This window comes from Nocardia sp. NPDC003999 (genome assembly GCF_053604885.1).
This window is the reverse complement of the sequence record NZ_JBSGIB010000007.1, coordinates 101,977-123,063: the sequence shown is the minus strand read 5'-3', so window position 1 is coordinate 123,063 and position 21,087 is coordinate 101,977. Positions and strand designations below refer to the sequence as shown.

Here is a 21,087-nt window from a genome sequence, read left to right as displayed (position 1 = left end):
CAGAACTTTCCACCGTCGCCGCGTGCCGAGTTCGTACCGGACTCGCACCGGCGTCCTCGGTCGGCCGGTCTCAGCTGCCCGGGGAGTCTTGACCCGGCCCCACTTGAATACCCACCACGCACGTGTCGTCGTCGGTATCGGCATCGCTGCCGTCGAGCAATTCGTCCAGGCGCTCGTCCAGGGTTCCGCTGAGCTGTGCCGACCTCACGAGCAACCGTTCGATGCAGTCGTCCAGCAGCCGGTCTCGGCGCTCGATCAGCCCATCGGTGTAGAGCAGGAGAGTGTCGTCCGGCTCCAGTTGCAGTTCGGCTTCCTCGAACGTCGTCTCCGCCACAGCTCCGAGGAGCATCCCTTGGAGCAGGGGCAAGCTGGACGCCTGGCCTGCGCGCACCAGCACCGGCGGCAGGTGGCCCGCGCGGGCCCAGCGCAGGACGCGGGTCTGTGGGTCGTAGAGCCCGCAGATGGCGGTGGCGAAGATGTTGTCGGTCAGGTGGTGGGCCACCAGGTTCAGCCACGTCAGCATCTGCCCTGGACCTGCGCCGGTGGCGGCGAGGCCACGCAGGGCGTTGCGGAGCACCACCATGCCTGTGGCTGCCTTGACGCCGTGGCCGGTGATGTCGCCGACGGACACCAGGATCTGCTTGGAAGGCAGCACGACCGCGTCGTACCAGTCTCCGCCGACGGTGTATTCCTGCTCGGCGGGCCGGTATCGCACCGCTATGCGCAGACCGAACGCCTCGATGGACGGCTGCGCGTCCGGCATGATCGCCTGCTGGAGCTGCCGGGCCAGCTGGCTCTGTTCGGCGGCGTGCTGCTCGCTGTGCGCCAGCCGGTCGCGTGTCGCGGACAGCGCGACCTCGGTCCAGTGCTGCGCGGAGATGTCCTGATAGGCGCCGCGGATGGCGGCCAGGTGACCTGCCTCCAGGACCGGCTCGGCGACGATCCGGATATGCCGGGTCACGCCGTCCGACCGGATCAACCGGAAGGCCGTGGAAGCCGAGCGGCGGTAGCGCAGCAAGGTCCGCAGGAACCGGTCGACGGCATTCACGTCGTCGTCGTGGACGTGCCCCGGCAGTTGCGCGAGCGGGATCGGCTCCGCGGTGGGCGCGAGCCCGTAGAGAGCGAAAAGTTGACTGCTCCAGGTGATCTCGCCGCTTGCGGCGTTCTCTTCGAACCCGCCGACGCGGCCGAGGCGCTGTGCGTGCTGCAGCAGCGCCGCCAGCCGCGCCGTCTCGTCCTCCACCCGCCATACCAGCAGCACGGTGTCGCCGTGGCGGCTGACGCTGAGGGCGGTCGAGACGGTCAGCGGCACTTGGCCGACCAGTTCGGTCAGCATCATTCGGTCGGCACGGTAGGTCTCGCCGGTGGCGAAGACGTGCTCGATCCGCTCGAACAGCTGCCCGTCACTCGCCGCCATCGGGTACGCCTCGAGCAGCAACGCGCCGTTGACCAGACCGCGCGGACGCCCGGCCGGGTCGACGAAGCAACTGTTGACGTGGTGGATGCGGAAGTCGGCGAGCGCGCCGTCCTCGCCGAGGTGGGGCAGCAGCACGAGCGCCGGGTCGAAAAGGCCGTCCGCGAGTCGCACGAGATCCGCGACACCGGGGCGGTCCGGCGCCCGCACGGCGGCGAGGTCCGCCTCCAAGGTGTGTGCGCACAGCTCGGCCAGTGCCTCCAACTGCCGGAGCACCTGGGGCGGCTGTGGTTCGAGCGGTTGCGGCCAGCACACCTCGAGGACGCCGAGCAGCTTGCCCCCCGCGCCCGCCGGAATCGCCGCCCTGCCGCCCTCGCGGTCACCGATGGACGGCGGCCCGGCCCGGTTCAGGTCATCGATCCATACCGCGTTGCGCTCCATCAGCGCCTGCCGGGCCGGAGTCACCACACCGGGCGGCACGTATCGCCAGCGCTCGGCCTCGTGGGGGCCGATGCCGGCGAAACCGGACAGGGTCAGCGACGCGTCGGCGCCTGCGGACCAGATCGCCACGGCGGTGGCGCCCAGCGGCGTCAGAGCGTGCTCCAGCACGGACTCCGCGACACGTTGACTGTCACCGGCTGCAAGCAGCCCGCTTTCGGCCGTACGCAAGCGCACGGCCGCGGATGGCTCTCCCGGTGAGGCGGCGCGCAGCAAGAACTCGCCCACCACCGCGCTGACCTTGTCCTGGGCCGACTGGTCGACCAGTTCGGCGGCCAACTCGAGCGGTGTGATGCCCGCTCGCTCGGCGAGGGCCTCGAGTTGCCGTGCCGCCTGCGCGGGCCCGCAGTGCAGCCGTTCGACCAGAACGCCTTTGGCCATCTCGATCAGCGCGCGTCCGTCGGCGGTGGCCTGGGCCTGTTGGATTTGCGCACGCAGCCGCTCTACGGTGGCCGCGAGGCGGTGGACCGCGGGGCCAACGGGCGAGGAAGCGTCAGCTGCCGCGCCGGCCTCGGTGTAGGGGTTGTCCAGGTCGGTCATCAGGCATCCAGCCAGTGCTGGATGCACGCGATCAAGGCGTCCGCGTCGACCGGTTTGGTGACGTAGTCGTTGGCTCCGGAGGCGAGGCTCTTCTCGCGGTCGCCCAGCATCGCCTTGGCTGTCACGGCGATGATCGGCAGGCTCTCGTACCGTGGCATCTCGCGGATCGTCGCCGTCGCGGTGTAGCCGTCCATCTCGGGCATCATCACGTCCATCAGGACCAGGTCCGTCTCCGGGTGGGCGATGAGCTTGTCGATGCCCTCCCGCCCGTCCTCCGCGTGTAGAACGCTCATGCCGTGCAGTTCGAGGATGCTGCTGAGCGCGAAGAGGTTGCGGGCGTCGTCGTCGATGATGAGCACCGTGCGGCCGGCGAGCTTGCCGTCCGGCCGCTGTGGCGCCGGGGCGGATGCGTCTTCGCGACGGACCAAGGGCAGCAAGTCGCCGGGTGCCTCGGCGGTGACGTGCAGCGCGATCCGCTCCCGCAGATCGTCCAGGCTGGACAGCAGCTCCAGCGGCTGGCTTGTGGCGCGATGTTGCAGCATGCGTTCCTGCTCGGCGTCGAGCCGGCGGTTGTGAACCAGTACTGGGACGCTTCTCAATGCGACGTCCCCGTCCATCGTCTCCAGGAACCGCAGCGCGGCGCCGTCGGGCAAGTCCAGCTCGAGCACGACGCAATGGAACGCTTCGGCGGCCATCGCCGCCACCGCCTCTTCCACCCCCACCGTAGTGACGACCTGAACCGGACCACGCGGGTCGTTGCTGTCGGCCAGTTCGGCGACAGCGCTCTGCGCGACCAGCGACAGCAGGCCTTGCGGGCGCTCCTCGACGACCAGGAGCCTGCGGTGCTGTTGAGGTGTGGGAGCAGGGGTGCGCTCCGGCCGACTGTCGGCCTGCTGCGTGTCGTCCCGCTCGCGAGGCGGCGCCTCCTGGAAGTCCGGCCGCGCGACCGGGAGGTAGAGGGTGAACGTGCTGCCCTCGCCCAGCGTGCTTTCGGCGCTGATGGCGCCGCCGAGCAGGTAGGCGATCTCCCGGCTGATCGACAGACCCAGGCCGGTGCCGCCGTACTTGCGGCTGGTGGTGCCGTCGGCCTGCTGGAAGGCGCCGAAGATCGACTCGAGCTGGTGTTCGGCGATGCCGATCCCGGTGTCGATCACCCGGAACGCGACGGCCGGGCCGTGCTGGCGCACTGCGGCGGGCAACTCGCTCGCCTCCGCCGGTTCGATCCGCAGCTGTACCGACCCGGTCTCGGTGAACTTGACCGCGTTGGACAGCAGGTTCCGCAGCACCTGCCGCAGCCGCGAGTCGTCGGTGAGCAGGTCCGACGGCAGGCCGGGTGCGGTCGTGACGCGGAAGCGCAGACTCTTCTGGGTGGTCATCGGCCGGAAGGTGGCCTCGAAGTAGTCCAGCAACTGACGCAACGACACGCGTTCGGGCGTGAGGTCCATCTTGCCCGCCTCCACCTTGGACAGGTCGAGGATGTCGTTGATCAGCTGGAGCAGATCCGAGCCCGCCGAGTGGATGATGCCCGCGTACTCCACCTGCTTGGGCGTGAGATTGCGGCTCGGGTTCTGGGCCAGCAGCTGGGCGAGGATGAGCAGACTGTTGAGCGGGGTGCGCAGCTCATGGCTCATGTTGGCCAAGAATTCCGATTTGTACTTCGACGCGAGCGCGAGTTCTTGGGCACGGGTCTCGAGTTCCTGCCGCGCCTGCTCGATCTGAAGGTTCTTGGCTTCGATGTCGCGGTTCTGCATGGCCAGCAGTGCCGCCTTGTCCTCCAGCTCGGCGTTGGATCGCTGCAGTTCCTCCTGCTGCACTTGCAATTCCTCGGAACGGGCTTGCAGTTCGGTGGTCAGGCGCTGGGATTCGACCAGTAGCTCGTCGGTGCGGGCGTTGGCGATGATGGTGTTGACGTTGACGCCGACGGTTTCCATCAGCTGGTCGAGGAAATCCCCGTGGATGCGGGTGAAGCGGTGCACGGAAGCCAGCTCGATCACGCCGAGGACCTGTTCCTCCACCACGATCGGCAACATGAGCAGGTTGACCGGTGCGGTCTGCCCGAGCCCGGAGGAGATGGTGACGTAATCGCCGGGCACATTCTCCACCGCGATCGTGCGGCGACTGCGTGCGGCCTGGCCTACCAGGGACTGGCCGAAGGCGAACCGCGAAGGGCTGCCCGGTTCCTCCGGGCTGCCATAGGAGCTGATCAGCCGCAGCTCCGGCCGCTCGTCGCTGTCGTCGGCGAGGTAGAACGCGCCGAACTGCGCGGAAACCAACGGCACCAGCTCGTCCATGATCAGCCCGGCCACCACGTGCAGGTCGCGTTGACCCTGCATGAGACCGGAGATACGAGCGAGATTGGTCTTCAGCCAGTCCTGATCCTGGTTGGCCTTGGTGGTCTCGCGCAGCGACTCCACCATCGCGTTGATGTTGTCCTTCAACTCCGCGACCTCACCGGAGGCCTCCACGGTGATGGAGCGGGTCAGGTCGCCCTCGGCGACGGCGCTGGTGACCGCGGCGATCGCGCGGACCTGGCGGGTCAGGTTGCCCGCCAGCTCGTTGACGTTCTCGGTCAGCCGTTTCCATGTGCCCGAGACGCCCTCGACCTCGGCCTGGCCACCCAGCCGCCCCTCCGATCCCACCTCGCGGGCGACGCGGGTGACCTCGGCCGCGAACGCGGACAGCTGGTCGACCATCGTGTTGATCGTGGTCTTCAACTCGAGGATCTCGCCGCGCGCGTCCACGTCGATCTTGCGGGTCAGATCGCCTTGCGCGACCGCGGTGGTGACCTGGGCGATGTTGCGGACCTGGTTGGTCAGATTGTTCGCCATGGAGTTGACGTTGTCGGTCAAGTCCTTCCACGTGCCCGCCACATTCGGCACGCGTGCCTGGCCGCCGAGCATGCCCTCGGTGCCGACCTCGCGGGCGACGCGAGTGACCTCGTCGGCGAACGCGGACAGCGTGTCGACCATCGTGTTGATCACCCCGGCAAGCGCCGCGACCTCGCCCTTCGCCTCCACGGTGATCTTCTGACTCAGATCACCGCGCGCCACCGCCGTGGCGACCTGAGCGATCGAACGCACCTGGCCGGTCAGGTTCGACGCCATCACGTTGACGTTGTCGGTCAGGTCCTTCCACGTGCCCGACACGCCCCGCACAGTCGCCTGGCCACCGAGATTGCCCTCGGTGCCGACCTCGCGGGCCACGCGGGTGACCTCGTCGGCGAATGCCGAGAGCTGATCGACCATCGTGTTGATGGTCTCTTTCAGCTCCAGGATCTCGCCGCGGGCGTCCACCCTGATCTTCTGACTCAGATCGCCACGGGCCACCGCGGTGGTGACCTGGGCGATCGAACGCACCTGCGCGGTGAGGTTGTCGCCCATGACGTTGACCGACTCGGTGAGGTCCTTCCAGGTACCTGAGACGCCCTTCACGTCCGCCTGCCCGCCCAGCCTGCCCTCGGTGCCGACCTCGCGGGCCACGCGGGTGACCTCGTCGGCGAACGCCGAGAGCTGATCGACCATCGTGTTGATGGTGCTCTTCAGCTCCAGGATCTCGCCACGGGCGTCCACTCTGATCTTTTGCGACAGATCACCCTGCGCCACCGCGGTTGCCACCTGAGCGATCGAACGCACCTGCGCGGTCAGGTTGCCCGCCATGAAGTTCACCGAGTCGGTGAGGTCGCGCCAGGTGCCGGAGACGCCCTTCACATCCGCCTGGCCACCGAGGATGCCCTCGGTGCCCACCTCGCGCGATACCCGCGTGACCTCGTCGGCGAAGGACGACAGCTGATCGACCATCGTGTTGATGGTGTTCTTCAGCTCGAGGATCTCGCCACGGGCGCTCACTGTGATCTTCTGGCTCAAGTCGCCTCGCGCCACCGCGGTCGTCACCTGCGCGATGTTGCGGACCTGGTCGGTCAGGTTGCCCGCCATGAAGTTCACCGAAGCGGTGAGGTCGCGCCACACGCCACCGACGCCGGGCACCTCCGCCTGACCGCCGAGCCGGCCCTCCGAACCTACTTCGCGCGCGACGCGGGTGACCTCGTCCGCGAACGCGGACAGCTGGTCCACCATCGTGTTGACCGTGTTCTTCAGCTCGAGGATCTCACCGCGTGCGTCCACGTCGATCTTCTGGGACAGGTCGCCCCGCGCCACCGCGGTCGCGACCTGGGCGATGTCGCGCACCTGGCTGGTGAGGTTGCCCGCCATCGCGTTCACCGAGTCGGTGAGGTCCTTCCAGGTGCCGGACACGCCGGGCACCTCGGCTTGACCACCCAGCCGCCCGTCCGTGCCGACCTCGCGCGCGACCCGGGTGACTTCCGAGGTGAACAGCGACAGCTGGTCCACCATGCCGTTGAACACCGTCGCGATCTCGCCGAGCAACCCGTCGGCGTCCGTCGGCAACCGGGTGCCGAAATCGCCGTCGCGCACGGCTGTCAATCCGGCCAGTAGCTGGCGCAACTCGACCTGATCCGCGGCCGTGACAGCCTGCCTCGATGCGGTGCGGGCAGGTGCCGCCGTGTCTGTCATGCTCATCCTCGCTCTGCCCCACCCCATTCGGACGCGATGCCGCGCACGACGGGATCGCCGACCAGCGGTGCTGTGCTGGCTGCTGAACACAGAGACACCCGCGCATATCGCTTTGAAACTATCATTCACGAGACGCGATGCCCGGCGTCCGGTTTCGCGGAACCGATTTGGAAGGGCCCAACGGCCCAGCCCGCAGCAGCATGGCCATCAGGTTCGGCACGCGAAAGGAGCGCTGCATCCAGCCATGCGGCTGTGATGCGTGCGCGGCATGCAAGGGGACGGAAGTCGCCAATGGTAAGCATGCGAGATCGGTCGAGAGAGGGACCTTCGCCAAGGCTCGTTCAATCCAGCTGAGTTGGGGGCCGGGCACCGCCCCGTGACCGCTTCGCTCAGCGCGCACAGCGGCTACTTAAGACTGGTGTCAGGGCTTTTGCCGCTCACCCGACTTCAGGAACCTCCGCCGGGCATGGGTGGCGATGGGTGGAGCTGTGCGGGTGGCGATTTCGGCCAAGTCTGTGGCGCTGGTGATTTGGGTGATACTGGCGGTGTGAACGGGACGTGGCACGCGTGGGGCGGGGTCGTGGTGGCCGCGATCGCCGCGATACCGGTAGCCGGTCTCGTGGCCTGGTGGCTGGTTGGGCGGCGCGGGTGGCGGGCGGCGCTGTGCGATGTCGGGATGGTGACGGGTACCGCGCCGTGGTTGTGGATGATCCTCACGCCGACCGGAACGGGTCGTTCGCTGAATCTCGTGCCGCTGCGTGATCTGGCCGAGCAACTGGCCGACGACCGGGTGATCGAGCAGTTCGGCGGGAATCTGTTGGTCTTCGCCGCACTCGGCTTCCTGTTGCCGGTGCGCCGACCCTGGTTCGCCCGCTCGTACCGCATCCTGTTGGCGGGAGCAGCAGCTTCGATCGCGGTGGAGGCTGCACAGTTCGCCCTCGCTATCGGCCGTCACTCATCCGTCGACGACGTACTGTTGAACGCGGTCGGTGCATGCCTGGCGGGCCAGCTTTCACGACATCTGTGGGCGTCGCGCGCAATTACCGACCGTTCCGAGCCGGCTTTACCCGAAGAGCCGACACGGGGCATCGTCTCCGAGCGATACGGCGTCCTCCAGCCCACCTTCCCCGAGTAGGGAGATCATCGAGAAAGTGCGTGGCCGCTGGGGCGATGCCGGCCATCCGCGACGAGCTGCCCCGATCAACAGATCCCACACTGGAGACCGATCCCGCTGGATGCACGGAAATCGGCATGAGCGCGCACTCGAGTTCACTAGAGCCAGCTCGGTGATCGGCCGGGGGAGTGGTTCCGAGGTGTTGCCGAGCGGCGGTTGGACCCGTGAGCCGCGTGTAGAGATTATTCGGCTTCGGAACGAAGAGTTGAGCTCTCAACAGGGGTTTGACGTGCAGCGCGAGCGAAACTCTGTTCCCCGTCGGGTGAAAGCCGTTCGCTGCCGGGTGGGTGGATGGGCTCCGGGCGAGTGATGACCAAGCGGCGGATGGCCCGCATGTACTCGTCCTCGGGTGAAAGCGGTTCGCTGCCGGGAGGATAGAGCGGCTCCGGGCGAGTTCCGAATAGGTAGTCGCGGAAGGCTCGCAGGTACTCGTCCAGGTCCCGTTGATCGGCGAACCTGGTTTCGGTCGCGTCGAACCATTCATCCGGTGTCGGGCGCCACGCGATCATGTAGTCGAGAGCTTCGCGCACCATGTCCCCGTAGGTCGGATCCGTGGCGCAGACGGCGCGAAGCGCTGGGGCGCTGAGCCGCATTCCGCGGCCGTACTCGGCGTGGTGCATGGTCACCAGCGGCCACAGCAGCCCATTGATATGCGGGATTTCGTCCCGCCATGTGGTTTTCGTGTGCAGTGTCTCGCTGATTCGCATTCGGCGGCCCGATGCTGTGACGGGTGCCGGGTATTCGGAAGGCGCGCCTCTTCGGTCGATGGCGCGGGTCGGCCCGGTTTCAAGATTCACGGGTGGATACCACACGCCGCGCCACACCGGGACTCCGAGATAGCGAGGATTCACCGGCAGTGGCTCGGCCAGTGAGATGTCGGCCGTAATTCGGCGCACAGGTGGCATCGGTTCGTCGGGGAACAGCTTCGCCACCATCGACAGGCAATCCGGTACGTCGAATCCAGTCACGCCGACGCCCTGCCGGAACCGTGGGTCGGAGCACTGCTGTGGGTCGAATCTGATCCAGTACCGCCGCGGCGTGGTCATCCGCGATTTCCTTCCATCGGCATCAATGTCGAACGCTGACCCGATGGTCCCAGAGCTGATCGGCGTCTACCACTCGATAATCGGCAGAAGCGGATGTTCGTCGAGTTCGGACGTAGGGTGAGGTCCCGTGGAGTCAGACAGCAAGCTAGAGGACTTACGGTCGGTGCTCTCCTGCGTTTTCGAGAAGCTCGGTGCCGAGAGCCTCACCGAGCCCGACCGGATCGAGTTGGTGGCCCGCGCCGAGGTGGTTCAGGACCAGATCGACGCGATCGAGGATGTCATCGACGACGAGGAGCGCGTACGCGTGGGAACGACGCCCGTGCCGGAGCCTTCGGGTGATCGGCTGTTCTGAGGCGGCGCTGAACCGCCCGGGTCGCGACAACACAGCGCGTTCGAAGCCGAGACTCGGAGTGCTCGCGCAGCGCATCAGCGCAGTCCTCGTTCGGTAGCGGTGGCCGCCGATGCGCGCGGCGCCAGTGTCGAATTCGGTGAACCGCTTCAGATTGTTCATGCCGCACGTGGCGCTCCCCGAGGCAGTGGAACAAGGTCGAGGCTGCAACGGGATCTGGCTGCCCGCCAATGACACGGCGCGCGGGCACGGCATCCAGTGATCGTCGCCGACACCTGGAACGGCTGGTACTACAGCTCCGCCGACGTCACGGTGACCACGGCGGCCTTCCTGTCCTGGGCGGGTCCGGGGCAGCGGCCGCCGAACACCCCGTTCGTAGACTCGAAGCATGACGGTGCGTGCTGAGGAGACCGTGCTGCCGCCGAGCCTGGTGGATTTGGCGGTGCGGCATGTGCGGTCGGAGGTACTGAGCGGGGCGTACGCGCCGGGCGATCGGATCGGCGAGGAGGCGCTGTGCGCCCGGCTGGGCACCAGCCGGGCGCCGGTGCGGGAGGCGCTGCGGCTGCTGGTGCAGGAGGGGCTCATCGAGCATCTGCCGCGCCGCGGCTTCCGGGTGGTGGTGTGGTCGGCCACGGACGTGCGGCAACTGTTCGAGCTGCGGCGGGTCCTGGAGCGGCACGCGGTGGAGAGCGCGTTTCCGCTGCCAGCCACGGGAGATCCGCTGCGCGCGGTGCGCGCCGCGCTGGCCGACATGCGGGCGGCCGACGGCTGCGGCGACGACTTCGAGCGGGACAACGCGCACCGCCGCTTCCACGCCGCGATCGTCGCGCTGGCCGGCCATCGGCAGCTGGATCTGGCCTATGCGCCGATCCTGCTGAAGCTGCAGCTGCCGATGGCCCGCAACCTGCGGGAGGAGGCGCGGGCCACGCACCGCCGCGACGGGGTGCGCCGGCACGCCGCGCTGCTGGCCGCCCTGGAGACCAACGACCGGGACATCGTGCTGGAGGAGATGCGCACGCACGGCGAGCTGGCCTACCTCGATCTCGAATTCCGCTGACCGGCAACACAGCCGAAACACACGAACACACCGGGCTTCACGCATTCTGTCGACAATCGACAAATGCGCAGCACGGGACCCAGCATCGCCGAGATCCTGCATTCACACGAAAGCGGTAGCGGCTCACCGACGAACACCGCGGCGCGGGTCGCCGACGCGATCGCCGCCAACGGCGACGACGGCACCTGGATCACGCCGGTGCCCCGCGCGCAACTGCTGGCCGCGGCGGCCGAGATCGAGCGGCGGCCGGGCGCGCGCACGCTGCCGCTGTACGGCGTGCCGTTCGGGGTGAAGGACAGCATCGATGTCGCGGGCTGGCCCACCACCCTGGCCTGCCCCGACTTCGCCTATACGGCAACCGGAACCGCCCCGGCGGTGCAGCGCCTGCTGGACGCGGGCGCGCTGTTCGTCGGCAAGACCAACCTGGATCAGTTCGCCACCGGGCTGAACGGCACCCGCACCCCATACACCATCCCGCGCAGCGTCTTCGGCGGCGACCTCGTCTGCGGCGGGTCCAGCTCCGGCTCCGCGCGGGCGGTGGCCCTGGGCGAGGTGCCGTTCTGCGTGGCCACCGATACCGCCGGGTCCGGCCGGGTCCCGGCCGCGCTCAACGGCATCGTCGGCTGGAAGCCGTCGCGCGGGTTGATCAGCGCGGTCGGGCTGGTCCCGGCGTGCAAGTCGCTGGACTGCGTCACCCTCACCGCCACCTCGATCGAGGACCTCGACCGGGTCTTCGACGTGATCGCGGCGGTGGACCCGGACGATCCCTGGAGCCGCCCCCGCGGGCCGCGCCACCGCGGCGGGCGGCTGCGCGCCGGGCTGCCCGCCGCGGCGGAGCTGGAGTTCTTCGGCGACACGGTGTTCCGTGATGCGCACCTGACGCTGCGGGAGCGCCTGTCCGGGCTCGGATTCGACTGCGTGACGACCACTCTGGAGCCGTTCCTGGCGGCGGGCGAGCTGCTCTATCAGGGCCCCTGGGTGGCCGAGCGGCTGGTGGAGTTCGGCGACTTCCTGGCCGATCATCCGGACTCGATACTGCCGACAGTGCGCGAAATCCTCACCGGTGGCTACCGGTTCGACGCGGTGGACGTGTTCCGGGCGCAGCAGCGGCTACAACGGCTGCGCGCGCGAGTGGCCCGGATGTGGGCCGACTTCGACGTGCTGGTGCTGCCGGCTATCGGCACCACCTTCACCGTGGCGCAGGTGCTGGCCGATCCTGTCGCCACCAACACCGTGCTCGGGCACTACACCCATTTCGGGAATCTGCTCGACCTCACCGCCGTGGCGGTGCCGGTGGGCGTGACCGGCGACGGGCGGCCGCTGTCGGTCATGGTGGCCGGTCCCGCGCTCGCTGACGACACCGTGCTGGCGGCCGCGGCGCGCATCCTCGACGAACCCCGCACGGTGGTGACCGCCACGGCCGCCGCCCGAGCAGCGAAGGAGCGACAGTGACCGCCACACAGTCCATTCCGGCGCGGCCGGGACCCTTCCGATACGAGCCGGGCACCCTGGCCCTGCTGATCATCGATATGCAGCGCGACTTCCTGCTGCCCGGCGGCTTCGGCGAGAGCCTCGGCAACGACGTCGGACTGCTGCGCACGGTGATCGAGCCGCTGCGCGCGCTGCTGGCCGCCGCCCGCGCGGCGGGGGTGCCGGTGCTGCACACCCGGGAGGGTCACCGGCCCGACCTGTCCGATTGCCCCCCGTCGAAGCTGTTGCGCGGCAACCCCTCCCAGCGCATCGGCGACCCGGGGCGGTTCGGCCGCATCCTGATCCGCGGCGAGTACGGCCACGACATCGTCGACGAGCTGGCACCGCTGCCGGACGAGGTCGTGATCGACAAGCCGGGCAAGGGCGCCTTCTACGCCACCGGCCTCGCCGACGAACTGCAGCGCGGGGGCATCCGCTCCCTGCTGGTCACCGGGGTCACCACCGAGGTGTGCGTGCACACCACCGTGCGCGAAGCCAACGACCGGGGCTACGAGTGCCTGGTCGTGTCCGACTGCGTCGGTTCCTATTTCCCCGAATTCCAGCGAGTGGGGCTGGAGATGATCGCGGCACAGGGCGGCATTTTCGGCTGGGTCGCCGATTCGGCCGCTGTCGTCGCCGGGCTGACCACCCCGCCCAGCTCGCTCCTTCCGCCGATACGCCCGGTCTAGTGAACAGGAAAGCCGATGTCCCTCGAAACGCAACCCAGTGACACTGCACCCGCCGAGGAACCCGCCGCCCTCCGCTTGCCCTGGTGGACGCGCGGCGACACCAACGCCTACTTCGGGCTCTGCTTCAACATCCTGGTCAACGTGCTCACCCTCACCACGCTGTCCATCACGGTGGTGAACATCTCCAGCAAGGACGTGCTGGGCAGCGTGCTGCCCGCGCTGGGGGTGGCCCTGGTGCTCGGCAACCTCTACTACGTGCTGCTGGCCCGCCGCCTCGCTCGCCGCGAACAGCGGGCGACGGTGACGGCGCTGCCGTACGGACCCAGCGTGCCGCACATGTTCATCGTGGTGTTCGTGGTCATGCTGCCGATCTATCTGGGCAGCCACGATCCGCTGAAGGCGTGGTCGGCGGGCCTGGCCTGGGCGTTCCTGATCGGCGTGATCGTCATGATCGGCGGCTTCGTGGGCCCCTACATCCGCCGCATCACCCCGCGCGCGGCAATGCTCGGCACGCTGGCGGGCATCTCGATCACGTTCATCTCCATGCGCCCGGCCGCGCAGATGTGGGAGGCCGCGTGGATCGCGCTGCCCGTGCTTGCGATCATCCTGATCGGCTTCTTCACCGACGTGCGGCTGCCCGGCAACGTCCCGGTCGGCCTGGTGGCGCTGCTGATCGGCACGGCGATCGGCTGGATCGGCGGGTTCATGTCGGTGCCGGACGTCAGCAAGGCCGCGCACGACATCGCGATCGGGCTGCCGACCCTGCACCTGCACTTGCTGTTCACCGGCCTCGGCAATCTCAGCCCGCTGCTGGCCACGGCGATTCCGCTGGGCGTCTACAACTTCACCGAGGCGATGAGCAACGTGGAGAGCGCCGCGGCGGCGGGCGACAACTACAACCTGCGCAGCGTGCTGCTCGCCGACGGGCTCGGCGCCGTCGTCGGCTCAGGCTTCGGCTCGCCGTTCCCGCCCGCGGTCTACATCGGCCATCCGGGCTGGAAGGACGCCGGCGGGCGCACCGGATACTCGCTGGCCAGCGGCGTCACCATCGGCGTGATGTGCCTGCTGGGGCTGTTCGGGGTGCTCGCCACCCTGCTGCCGATCCCGGCGATCGTGCCGATTCTGCTGTATATCGGCCTGCTGATCGGCGCACAGGCGTTCCAGGCGGTGCCCAAGTTGCACGCCGTGGCGGTGGTCGCGGCGCTGATCCCCAACCTCGCCGAGTGGGCGGTCGGCCAGATCGACAACGCGCTGACGGCGGCCGGTACCACCGCCGACAACGTCGGCGACGCCGCGCTCGGCCAAGCGGGCGTGGTGTACGACGGGCTGAAGACGCTGGGCTCGGGCGGCGTGCTGGCCGGTCTGGTGCTCGGCGCGGTCGTGACCTTCATCCTGGACAAGCGCTTCGTCGCCGCGGCCACCGCGTGCGCCGCCGCCGCGGCACTGAGCTGGATCGGCCTCATCCACGCCGCCCAGATCGCCTGGGCTGCGGCACCGAAGGTGGCGCTGGGCTATCTGTTATGCGGGCTGGTCTGCCTCGCCTACTCGCGGCTGGCCGGGGCTCGGAAGCCGCTCGCGGCGGTCCCGGCAGCGCCCGAACGGCCGACGCGACCGGCAGCGGCCATACCGGCGCAGCCCGAGCCGGTGGCCGCGGAGCCCGCCGCGACGCCGCTCGACTGAGCTAACCCGTTCTGTGTGCCACGGGATTGTCAGACGGGTCTTGCAGCGGGCGGCCCGCGTTGTTGATCAACATATCGAGATTCGCCGATCGGCAGTGGTCTACGACGGTGCGAGCTAGCTCAGCTGCCGACGAGCGGTCGGCTCGGAGGAACACCGACGGTTGCGGTGCTATCCGGCGAACTCGTCGGCGAGGGTGTTCCAGAACATGAGTTCGTAGTTCTGGAAGAGTCTGGCGTACAGGTGGGCGTCGTTCGGATTCAGTCGGTCGGTGTCGATTCCGGCCTGGATTGCGGCGAGGGCCCGCTGTTCATATTCGGGGCTATCGGCCGCGAAGAAGTCGAAGAATGCGCAGGCCGGGTCGTCGAACTTGTAGTTGGTGCGCATGCTGTCGGCGACCACACGGCAATAGCGGCCGAATGCGGCGACATTCGCGTAGATACCGGCAGTCGCTGCGGAGGGTTCGGCGTTGAGCGCCAGCCACGCGACATACGCGGGATAGGCCTGACAACCCGCTCTGGGCGGCTCCATGCCCTGATCTGGTCCGGCCGCCGCCACGAGTGCGTCCAACAGAGCCAGTGCCTGCTGCTCGCCGGGCGGGAGGCCGTCGAGGAACGCTCTGACGTGCGGGTCGTCCGCTCGCGCCGCCATGGCGTGGAAGCTGCGCCAGTCGCTGCTAATGATGCGCTGTTCCTCGGCGGCGATCGCCGCGAATACCGCGCGTGGCGCCCTGCCCACCGAGATCAGCGGAACCATGCGATTGTCGTCGTCGTGCGGGGCCAGCTCGGCCTGGATCCCGTAGAGCAGGTCACGAGCGGTAAGGGTCATCGGGAACCTCCCTGTGGGAATGCTTCCATTCAAGCGCTGTCCGCCCGCCCGCGACAGGTGTTCAGTCGCCGTGCTCGGCATCCCAGTGTCGGCGCGCGTCGGCGATGCGGTCCTTGTGCTCGCGCGACCAATCGGCGAGTGCGCTGATGGCCGCGGCCAGGCTCTGGCCGGTCTCGGTGAGCCGGTATTCGACCTGCGGTGGGATCGTCGGGTACGCGATCCGCTCCACCATGCCGTCGCGGCACAGGCGTTTGGTGGTCAGTGTCAGCATCCGCTGTGAGATGCCCGGAATCGCCCGCTCCAACTCACGGAAACGCCGCACCCCTTTACTCAGTTCGACGATCACCAATACCGTCCACCGATCCCCCAATCGGTCGAGCACATCGCGGATGCCGCAGTCGTCATCGCCACAGGGCCCGTCGGGAATAGTGCCCGCGACCTGCGCGGTGACCGCAGTGTTCGTGACCGACATGAAAGTGCCTCCTTATGCCGCGCGCCGCGGCCGCCGATGCTGGGTCGAATCCAGCAACTACAACAATCGGGAGTGTTGCGATGATCCTGGTAACCGGCATCTCCGGAGCCCTCGGCGGCCTCGTCCACCGCGGCCTGTCCACCGTCGACGACCTGACCGTAGCGGCGGGCAGCCGCTCCGGTGACGACATCACCACGCGTCGTATCGATTTCGACGACCCGGCGACGCTGTTCGCGGGACTGCGGGATGTCGATGTCCTGGTCCTGATTTCGGCCGGATACGCCGAAGACGATGTGGTGTTGGCCCGCCACGGTGCGGTGATCGACGCCGCCAGCGCGGCCGGTGTCCGGCACGTGATCTACACCGGTCTCGCGGGATCCGGCGATCTGATGACCATCGCCCTGCCGCACCGCTGGACCGAAAAACGTCTCGCCGCAGCACCTTTCGACGCCACCGTCCTGCGCAATGGCCTCTACGCGGAGGTGCCGGTCGGCCTCGCCGTCGCCGGTGCCGCCTCCACGGCCGAATCGGGTGTATTCGCGGCGGCATTCGGCACCGGCCGGATCTCGGTGGTGGCGCGCGAGGACCTGGCCGAGGTAGCCGTTCGGGTAGCCGCGGAATCCGAGCGTGATCTGGCTGAGGGGCGGCCCAGCAGACATGCGGGCAAGGTATACGAGCTCGAGGGTGTGACCGCGATCGGTGGCCCGGATATCGCCGAGATCCTGAGCGAATCCCTCAATCGCCCAGTGCGATACGTGCCGATATCGCTCGGCGAAACGCGGGATATGTTGCAGGGCAGTGGATTGGAGCCGTACCAGATCACGCATACCCTCTCGTTGTTCGCGAATCTCGGTGCCGGACTGCTCGAGGCATCTAGCACCGACCTCCTCGAGCTGCTGGCGGGCGCACCGCGCGACGTTCGGACGCTCATCACCGACGCGGTGCAGGCGGGCGGGTTTCAGTCGGCATCGGTGAACGCGTCGCGCTGAACAGCAGGCCGGGCGAGTCAAGAATGTCCAGCTCCTGTGCGATATCGCTGTAGCGCATTCCCGACAAGATCTGGGTCCACGGATCGATCCGCGTGCGCGACGGTCACGCCGCCACACTCACCGCATCCTCGCGCAACAGCGTGAACTACCGGCGTTTCCTCGAAATGCTCGAACCGGCCAACCCCACCGGTGATATCTATGTCATCACCGACAACCTCTCCAGCCACAACAGCAAATCCGCCCGCGAATGGCTCGAGGGTCACCCCCGGATCAAACAGGCCTTCATCCTGGTCGGGGCATGCTGGCTCAAGCTGCAAGAGCCGAAACCCAGGACCCTACGCCGCCGTTTTATCTACCACCTTTGAGGAACGCAGCATTAGCAGGATTGGTTAGAGGCGGAACCCGTCTGCGTCGATCGGCAGTGGAATCGTCGGCATCGAGTCCTCCCCATGCGCAACGGCGAGCAAGGCGGGGAACGAGGCGAGTTTGCGCCTCGGCCGTCCCTGAACCGCGCCGAGGTCGCGCTCGGTCCGATCGATCGCCCGCCACTCGTGCACACCGACGGCGGTGGGCCGGCGCTGCCGGACCAGTGCGTCGAGGTCCTGCGGGGTTGTTGCCGGGGCGGGAAGCAATCCTGCGGAATGGTCGGCGAGGAGTGCGGCGACAGTGTCCAGTGCGCATTTCTTGTTGGCGCCGATGCCTCCGGACGGGCCCCGCTTGATCCATCCCGCCGTGTAAACGCCGGGGATGGGTTCGCCGGTGCCGGCGAGGACTCGGCCGAAGTCGTTGGGCAGCACACCGCGGTCATGGTCGAAGGGCAGGCCGGACAGCGCAGCGCCGCGGTAGCCCACCGCCCGGAGTACCAGGCCCGCCTCGATGGTCTCTTCGATTCCGGTCGGGACAGCGCGGACGTCGCCGCCGGGGCCGTGTTCGAGCCGATTGCGAGCCACACGCACTCCGGTGACTCGTTGATCGCCCAAGATCTCCAGCGGAGAACACAAGTAGCGCAGGACAATACGGCGCGACGCACCGCGGCGGCGTGTGGTGAGTTCCGCGGCAGCCTGCGCTTTGGCCAGCCCGATCGGGTCCGATCGAAGTGCGGCGAGCTGGTCGGGATCCAATTTGGCCTCGTCGGACAAGGCGAGGACATCGGCGCCGTCGAGATCGGTCAGGGCGAGCAGCTCGGGAGTGGTGTACGCGGCCTGCGCGGGGCCGCGCCGGCCGAGCACCACGACTTCCTCGATCGTGCCTGCGGCCAGGGCGGCCAGCGCGTGGTCGGCCATATCGGTGGCGGCGAGCTCCGCGGGATCGGCGACCAGGAGGCGGGCGATGTCGAGGGCGACGTTGCCGTTGCCGACGACGACCGCACGGCGACAGGAGAGATCGAACATGCGGTCGATGAAGTCCGGGTGGCCGTTGTACCAGTTCACGAACTCGGTTGCCGACGCGCTTCCCGGCAGGTCCTCGCCGGGAATCCCCAGGCGGCGGTCACCGGAGGCCCCATAGGCATAGACGACGGCGTGATGCGCTGCGGCCAGCTCGTCGTGGGTGATGTGGGTACCGACCTCGACGTTGAGGTGGAAGCGGAAGCGGCCATTGGCGGCGGCGCGCTCGAATACCTCGGTGACGGATTTGGTGGACGGGTGGTCGGGGGCCACGCCGCCTCGCACCAGCCCCCACGGTGTGGGCAGCCGGTCGAACATCGTGACTGTCGCGCCCGGATGCTCGAGCAGCTCGAGTGCGGCATACGCGCCTGCGGGTCCGGAGCCCACCACCGCGACTCGAAGCTCCTCGATCTCGGCCCGCGCAGCGGGCGGCGAGGCGTCGGGGATGCCGGGCGGCAGCGGGTTTCGCTGGTAATAGGCCTCCGCCAGGTCCAAGAACCGGCCTGCGGCGGGCGCGGTGTCGCGGGTGATCGCCCCGACCGGGCACTCGGCGACGCAGGCGCCGCAATCGATGCAGCTGGCGGGGTCGATGTAGAGGGCTTCGGCGGAGGCGAAGCCCGGTTCGTCTGGGGTGGGATGGATGCAGCCGACCGGGCACACCGGCACACAGGAGGCGTCGTTGCAGCACGGCTGGGTGATGACGTGGGGCATGGCGTTCCTTGCTAGCGGGAGTCGGGGAGCGGTTCCACGGTGACCGGGATTCCGTTGAGGGCGGCGTTTCCGCTGACGGTGTCCAGGAACAGTGGGTCGGTGACATCGTTGGCGCTCGCGCCCGCGACGCGGGAGGCCACGGACAGCCGACTTTCCGCCGCCGCGTGCCCGTACCCGTGCGGCAGGCTGACCGTGCCCGCCATGATGTCGGTGGTCTGCCTGACGTCCACCCGCACGGCGCCGGTGCGCGAGCGCAGCACGGCGGGCCCGTCGGCCAGTCCGAGGCGGGCCGCGTCGGCAGGATGCATGAGCAGATGGTGCCGTTGCGGACCGGCGACGAGGCGGGCGTAGTTGTGCATCCAGGAATTGTTGGAGCGCAGGTGCCGTCGGCCGATCAACAGCAGCGACCCTGGATCCGCCGGAGCCGTACACAGGTCGGAGCGCAGGGTGTCGAGGGCGTCCGCGATCTCCGGTGGCACGAGGTGTAGTCGGCGGTCAGGAGTGCGCAGGCGATGCTCGACGCCCGGCCGCAGCGGGCCCAGGTCCAGCCCGGCCGGGTGAGCGAGCAGTCGCCGCACGCTCAGTTTGTAGCGACCTGTGCGCAGGAGCAGGTCCACCAGCCGGCGCGGCGGTGTCCGCAGCCGAATCTCGGTGGCCAGGGCGGGCCTACTGAGGCGACGGCGCAATACCTGCATCCGGCCGCCTCCGAGGTGGCGTTGGTAGGCCGAGCCGAGGTCGCGGAAGATCTCCCAGTCGTGCCGCGCGCCGCGCGGCTTGGGCAGCACCGCGGGCGAGTATTTCGCGGTATTGCGGACGGCGAAGGACCGGAAAACCAAGTCGTAGTGGTCTCGTTCCAGCGCGCTGGTCGGCGGCAGGATGACGTCGGCGTGGCGAGTGGTCTCGTTGAGGTAGAAGTCCACGGCCACCATGAAGTCGAGGCCGCCGAGCGCGGTGCCGAGGGCGGCTCCGGCAGGAGTGGACAGCACCGGGTTTCCCGCGATCGTCAACAGCGCCCGGACCTGCCCCTGGCCCGGCGTCGTGATCTCCTCGGCAAGGGCGGCGACCGGAAACTCCCCGGCGAAGGAAGGAAGCCCGCGCACACGGCTGCGGCGTCGGCCGAAATGGCCCGGGCTCAGCAGCCGTGTCATGTCGATGGCCGGATCGGTGAACAGCGTCCCGCCCTCGCGGCCCAGGTTGCCGGTGATGATGTTGAGCACCTGGATGGCCCACTGGCACACAGTGCCGTGCCGCTGGGTCGACACGCCGAACCTGCCGTAGCAGGCGGCGGGACCCGCGTCGGCGAAGGAGTGGGCGAGGCGGGTGATCGTGGCGGCGGGCACGCCGCTGAAACGGCCGGCGGCTTCCGGCGTGAACTCGGCGACCGCGTCTCGGAGCGCGTCCGCACCCGTGATGTATTCGGCCAGGCGCGGTGCCCGGTCTCGCAAGACGACGTGCACCATGGCCAACAGCACCGCGGCGTCCGTGCCGGGCCGGATGAATACGTGCTCATCGGCGTCCGCGGCTGTCTCTGTGCGGCGCGGGTCGATGACGGTGACCCGCCCGCCGCGCTCGCGGATTTCCCGCAGCCGCCGCGCCATATCCGGCGCGGTCATCAGGCTTCCGTTCGACGCACGCGGGTTGGCACCGAACATGAGCAGGTGCTGTGTCCGGTCCAGATCCGGCTCCGGCAGCAGGAACTGGTGCCCGTACAGCAGTGCCGAAACGACCTGGTGCGGCAACTGGTCGACCGAGGATGCCGAGAAGTGGTTGTGGGTTCGCAGCAATGAGGCGAACGCGGACCCGTGGGTCATCGCGCCGAGGCTGTGGACCGAGGGGTTGCCCAGGTAGACCGCCACCGCATTCGCGCCGTGCCGCCGACGGGCCTGAGCGAGTCCGCGGGCCGCCGCGTTGATCGCCTCGGACCAGTCCACCTCCACCCATTCTCCGTCGATCTTGCGCAGCGGCCGCCGTAGCCGGTCCGGGTCGCTGTGCACGTCGGTCATCGCTACGGACTTGGGGCACACGTGGCCGCGGGATAGGGGGTCGTCGCGGTCGCCGCGCACACCGACGGCCCTCCCGCCCTCGATGGTGATCTCGATCCCGCAAATCGCCTCGCACAAGTTGCAAGCGGCCTTCGCGGTGCCGCCGCCCCCGGAGCCGCGTATCGCCCGCCCCGCCTCGGTCAACGCATCGACGGCTGCCCCGGTCGCACTCATGGTGTAGTCGCCTCCGCAAGAGATCCGCTGAAACATGAACATG

Annotated in this window: 15 protein-coding genes; 8 read left to right on the top strand and 7 right to left on the bottom strand. The window is 68.5% G+C overall.

The annotated features are described in order from the left end of the window. Positions 1-70: 70 nt before the first annotated feature. Positions 71-2,452: a SpoIIE family protein phosphatase gene (locus ACWESM_RS16640; RefSeq protein WP_452492446.1), complete on the bottom strand. Its 2,382-nt coding sequence runs from the start codon at positions 2,450-2,452 to the stop codon at positions 71-73. Then, positions 2,452-6,981, bottom strand: a complete 4,530-nt coding sequence (locus ACWESM_RS16635; protein WP_397278182.1) for a HAMP domain-containing protein — start codon at positions 6,979-6,981, stop codon at positions 2,452-2,454. The genes ACWESM_RS16640 and ACWESM_RS16635 overlap by 1 nt, the downstream gene beginning before the upstream one ends. Positions 6,982-7,561: 580 nt before the next feature. Here ACWESM_RS16635 and ACWESM_RS16630 point away from each other — a divergent pair. Continuing rightward, the gene (locus ACWESM_RS16630; RefSeq protein ID WP_452492444.1) at positions 7,562-8,116 is read left to right on the top strand and encodes a VanZ family protein; all 555 of its coding nucleotides are present in this window, start codon (positions 7,562-7,564) and stop codon (positions 8,114-8,116) included. A gap of 221 nt (positions 8,117-8,337) precedes the next feature. Here ACWESM_RS16630 and ACWESM_RS16625 read toward each other — a convergent pair whose 3' ends face one another. Beyond that, a complete protein-coding gene (locus ACWESM_RS16625; RefSeq protein ID WP_452492442.1) occupies positions 8,338-9,201 on the bottom strand; it encodes a hypothetical protein in 864 nt (287 codons plus the stop codon). Positions 9,202-9,328: 127 nt separating this feature from the next. Between ACWESM_RS16625 and ACWESM_RS16620 the strand changes: the two genes are divergently transcribed. From ACWESM_RS16620 to ACWESM_RS16600, 5 genes are all read left to right on the top strand, one after another. Beyond that, positions 9,329-9,553, top strand: coding sequence for a hypothetical protein (locus ACWESM_RS16620; protein WP_364425536.1), 225 nt, complete (start codon positions 9,329-9,331; stop codon positions 9,551-9,553). 385 nt (positions 9,554-9,938) lie between these two features. Continuing rightward, a complete protein-coding gene (locus ACWESM_RS16615; protein ID WP_355079529.1) occupies positions 9,939-10,607 on the top strand; it encodes a GntR family transcriptional regulator in 669 nt (222 codons plus the stop codon). A 63-nt stretch (positions 10,608-10,670) separates the two neighbouring features. Beyond that, a complete protein-coding gene (locus ACWESM_RS16610) occupies positions 10,671-12,059 on the top strand; it encodes an allophanate hydrolase (RefSeq protein ID WP_364425540.1) in 1,389 nt (462 codons plus the stop codon). Then, positions 12,056-12,766 carry a cysteine hydrolase family protein gene (locus tag ACWESM_RS16605; RefSeq protein ID WP_452492440.1) on the top strand — a complete coding sequence of 237 codons (711 nt, stop codon included), beginning with the start codon at positions 12,056-12,058 and terminating at the stop codon, positions 12,764-12,766. Before ACWESM_RS16610 ends, ACWESM_RS16605 begins: the two co-directional genes overlap by 4 nt. 15 nt (positions 12,767-12,781) lie before the next feature. Further along, entirely contained in the window at positions 12,782-14,446 is a 1,665-nt protein-coding gene (locus ACWESM_RS16600) for a regulator (protein ID WP_452492438.1), read from the top strand. A gap of 168 nt (positions 14,447-14,614) precedes the next feature. Here the strand turns inward: ACWESM_RS16600 and ACWESM_RS16595 are convergent, their stop codons facing one another. Together ACWESM_RS16595 and ACWESM_RS16590 are read right to left on the bottom strand one after the other, a co-directional pair. Beyond that, a complete protein-coding gene (locus ACWESM_RS16595) occupies positions 14,615-15,271 on the bottom strand; it encodes a hypothetical protein (RefSeq protein ID WP_364425546.1) in 657 nt (218 codons plus the stop codon). Between the two features lie 61 nt (positions 15,272-15,332). After that, a complete protein-coding gene (locus ACWESM_RS16590; RefSeq protein ID WP_364425548.1) occupies positions 15,333-15,743 on the bottom strand; it encodes a winged helix-turn-helix transcriptional regulator in 411 nt (136 codons plus the stop codon). An 80-nt stretch (positions 15,744-15,823) separates the two neighbouring features. Here ACWESM_RS16590 and ACWESM_RS16585 point away from each other — a divergent pair, with 80 nt between their 5' ends. Together ACWESM_RS16585 and ACWESM_RS16580 are read left to right on the top strand one after the other, a co-directional pair. After that, the gene (locus ACWESM_RS16585; protein ID WP_452492436.1) at positions 15,824-16,732 is read left to right on the top strand and encodes a hypothetical protein; all 909 of its coding nucleotides are present in this window, start codon (positions 15,824-15,826) and stop codon (positions 16,730-16,732) included. 92 nt (positions 16,733-16,824) lie between these two features. Beyond that, complete coding sequence (locus ACWESM_RS16580) at positions 16,825-17,097, top strand: hypothetical protein (RefSeq protein WP_452492434.1); 273 nt, start codon at positions 16,825-16,827, stop codon at positions 17,095-17,097. A 24-nt stretch (positions 17,098-17,121) separates the two neighbouring features. Here the strand turns inward: ACWESM_RS16580 and ACWESM_RS16575 are convergent, their stop codons facing one another. Beyond that, the gene (locus tag ACWESM_RS16575) at positions 17,122-18,828 is read right to left on the bottom strand and encodes an FAD-dependent oxidoreductase (RefSeq protein WP_452492432.1); all 1,707 of its coding nucleotides are present in this window, start codon (positions 18,826-18,828) and stop codon (positions 17,122-17,124) included. An 11-nt stretch (positions 18,829-18,839) separates the two neighbouring features. After that, entirely contained in the window at positions 18,840-21,086 is a 2,247-nt protein-coding gene (locus tag ACWESM_RS16570; RefSeq protein WP_452492430.1) for a molybdopterin-dependent oxidoreductase, read from the bottom strand. Position 21,087: the final 1 nt, after the last annotated feature.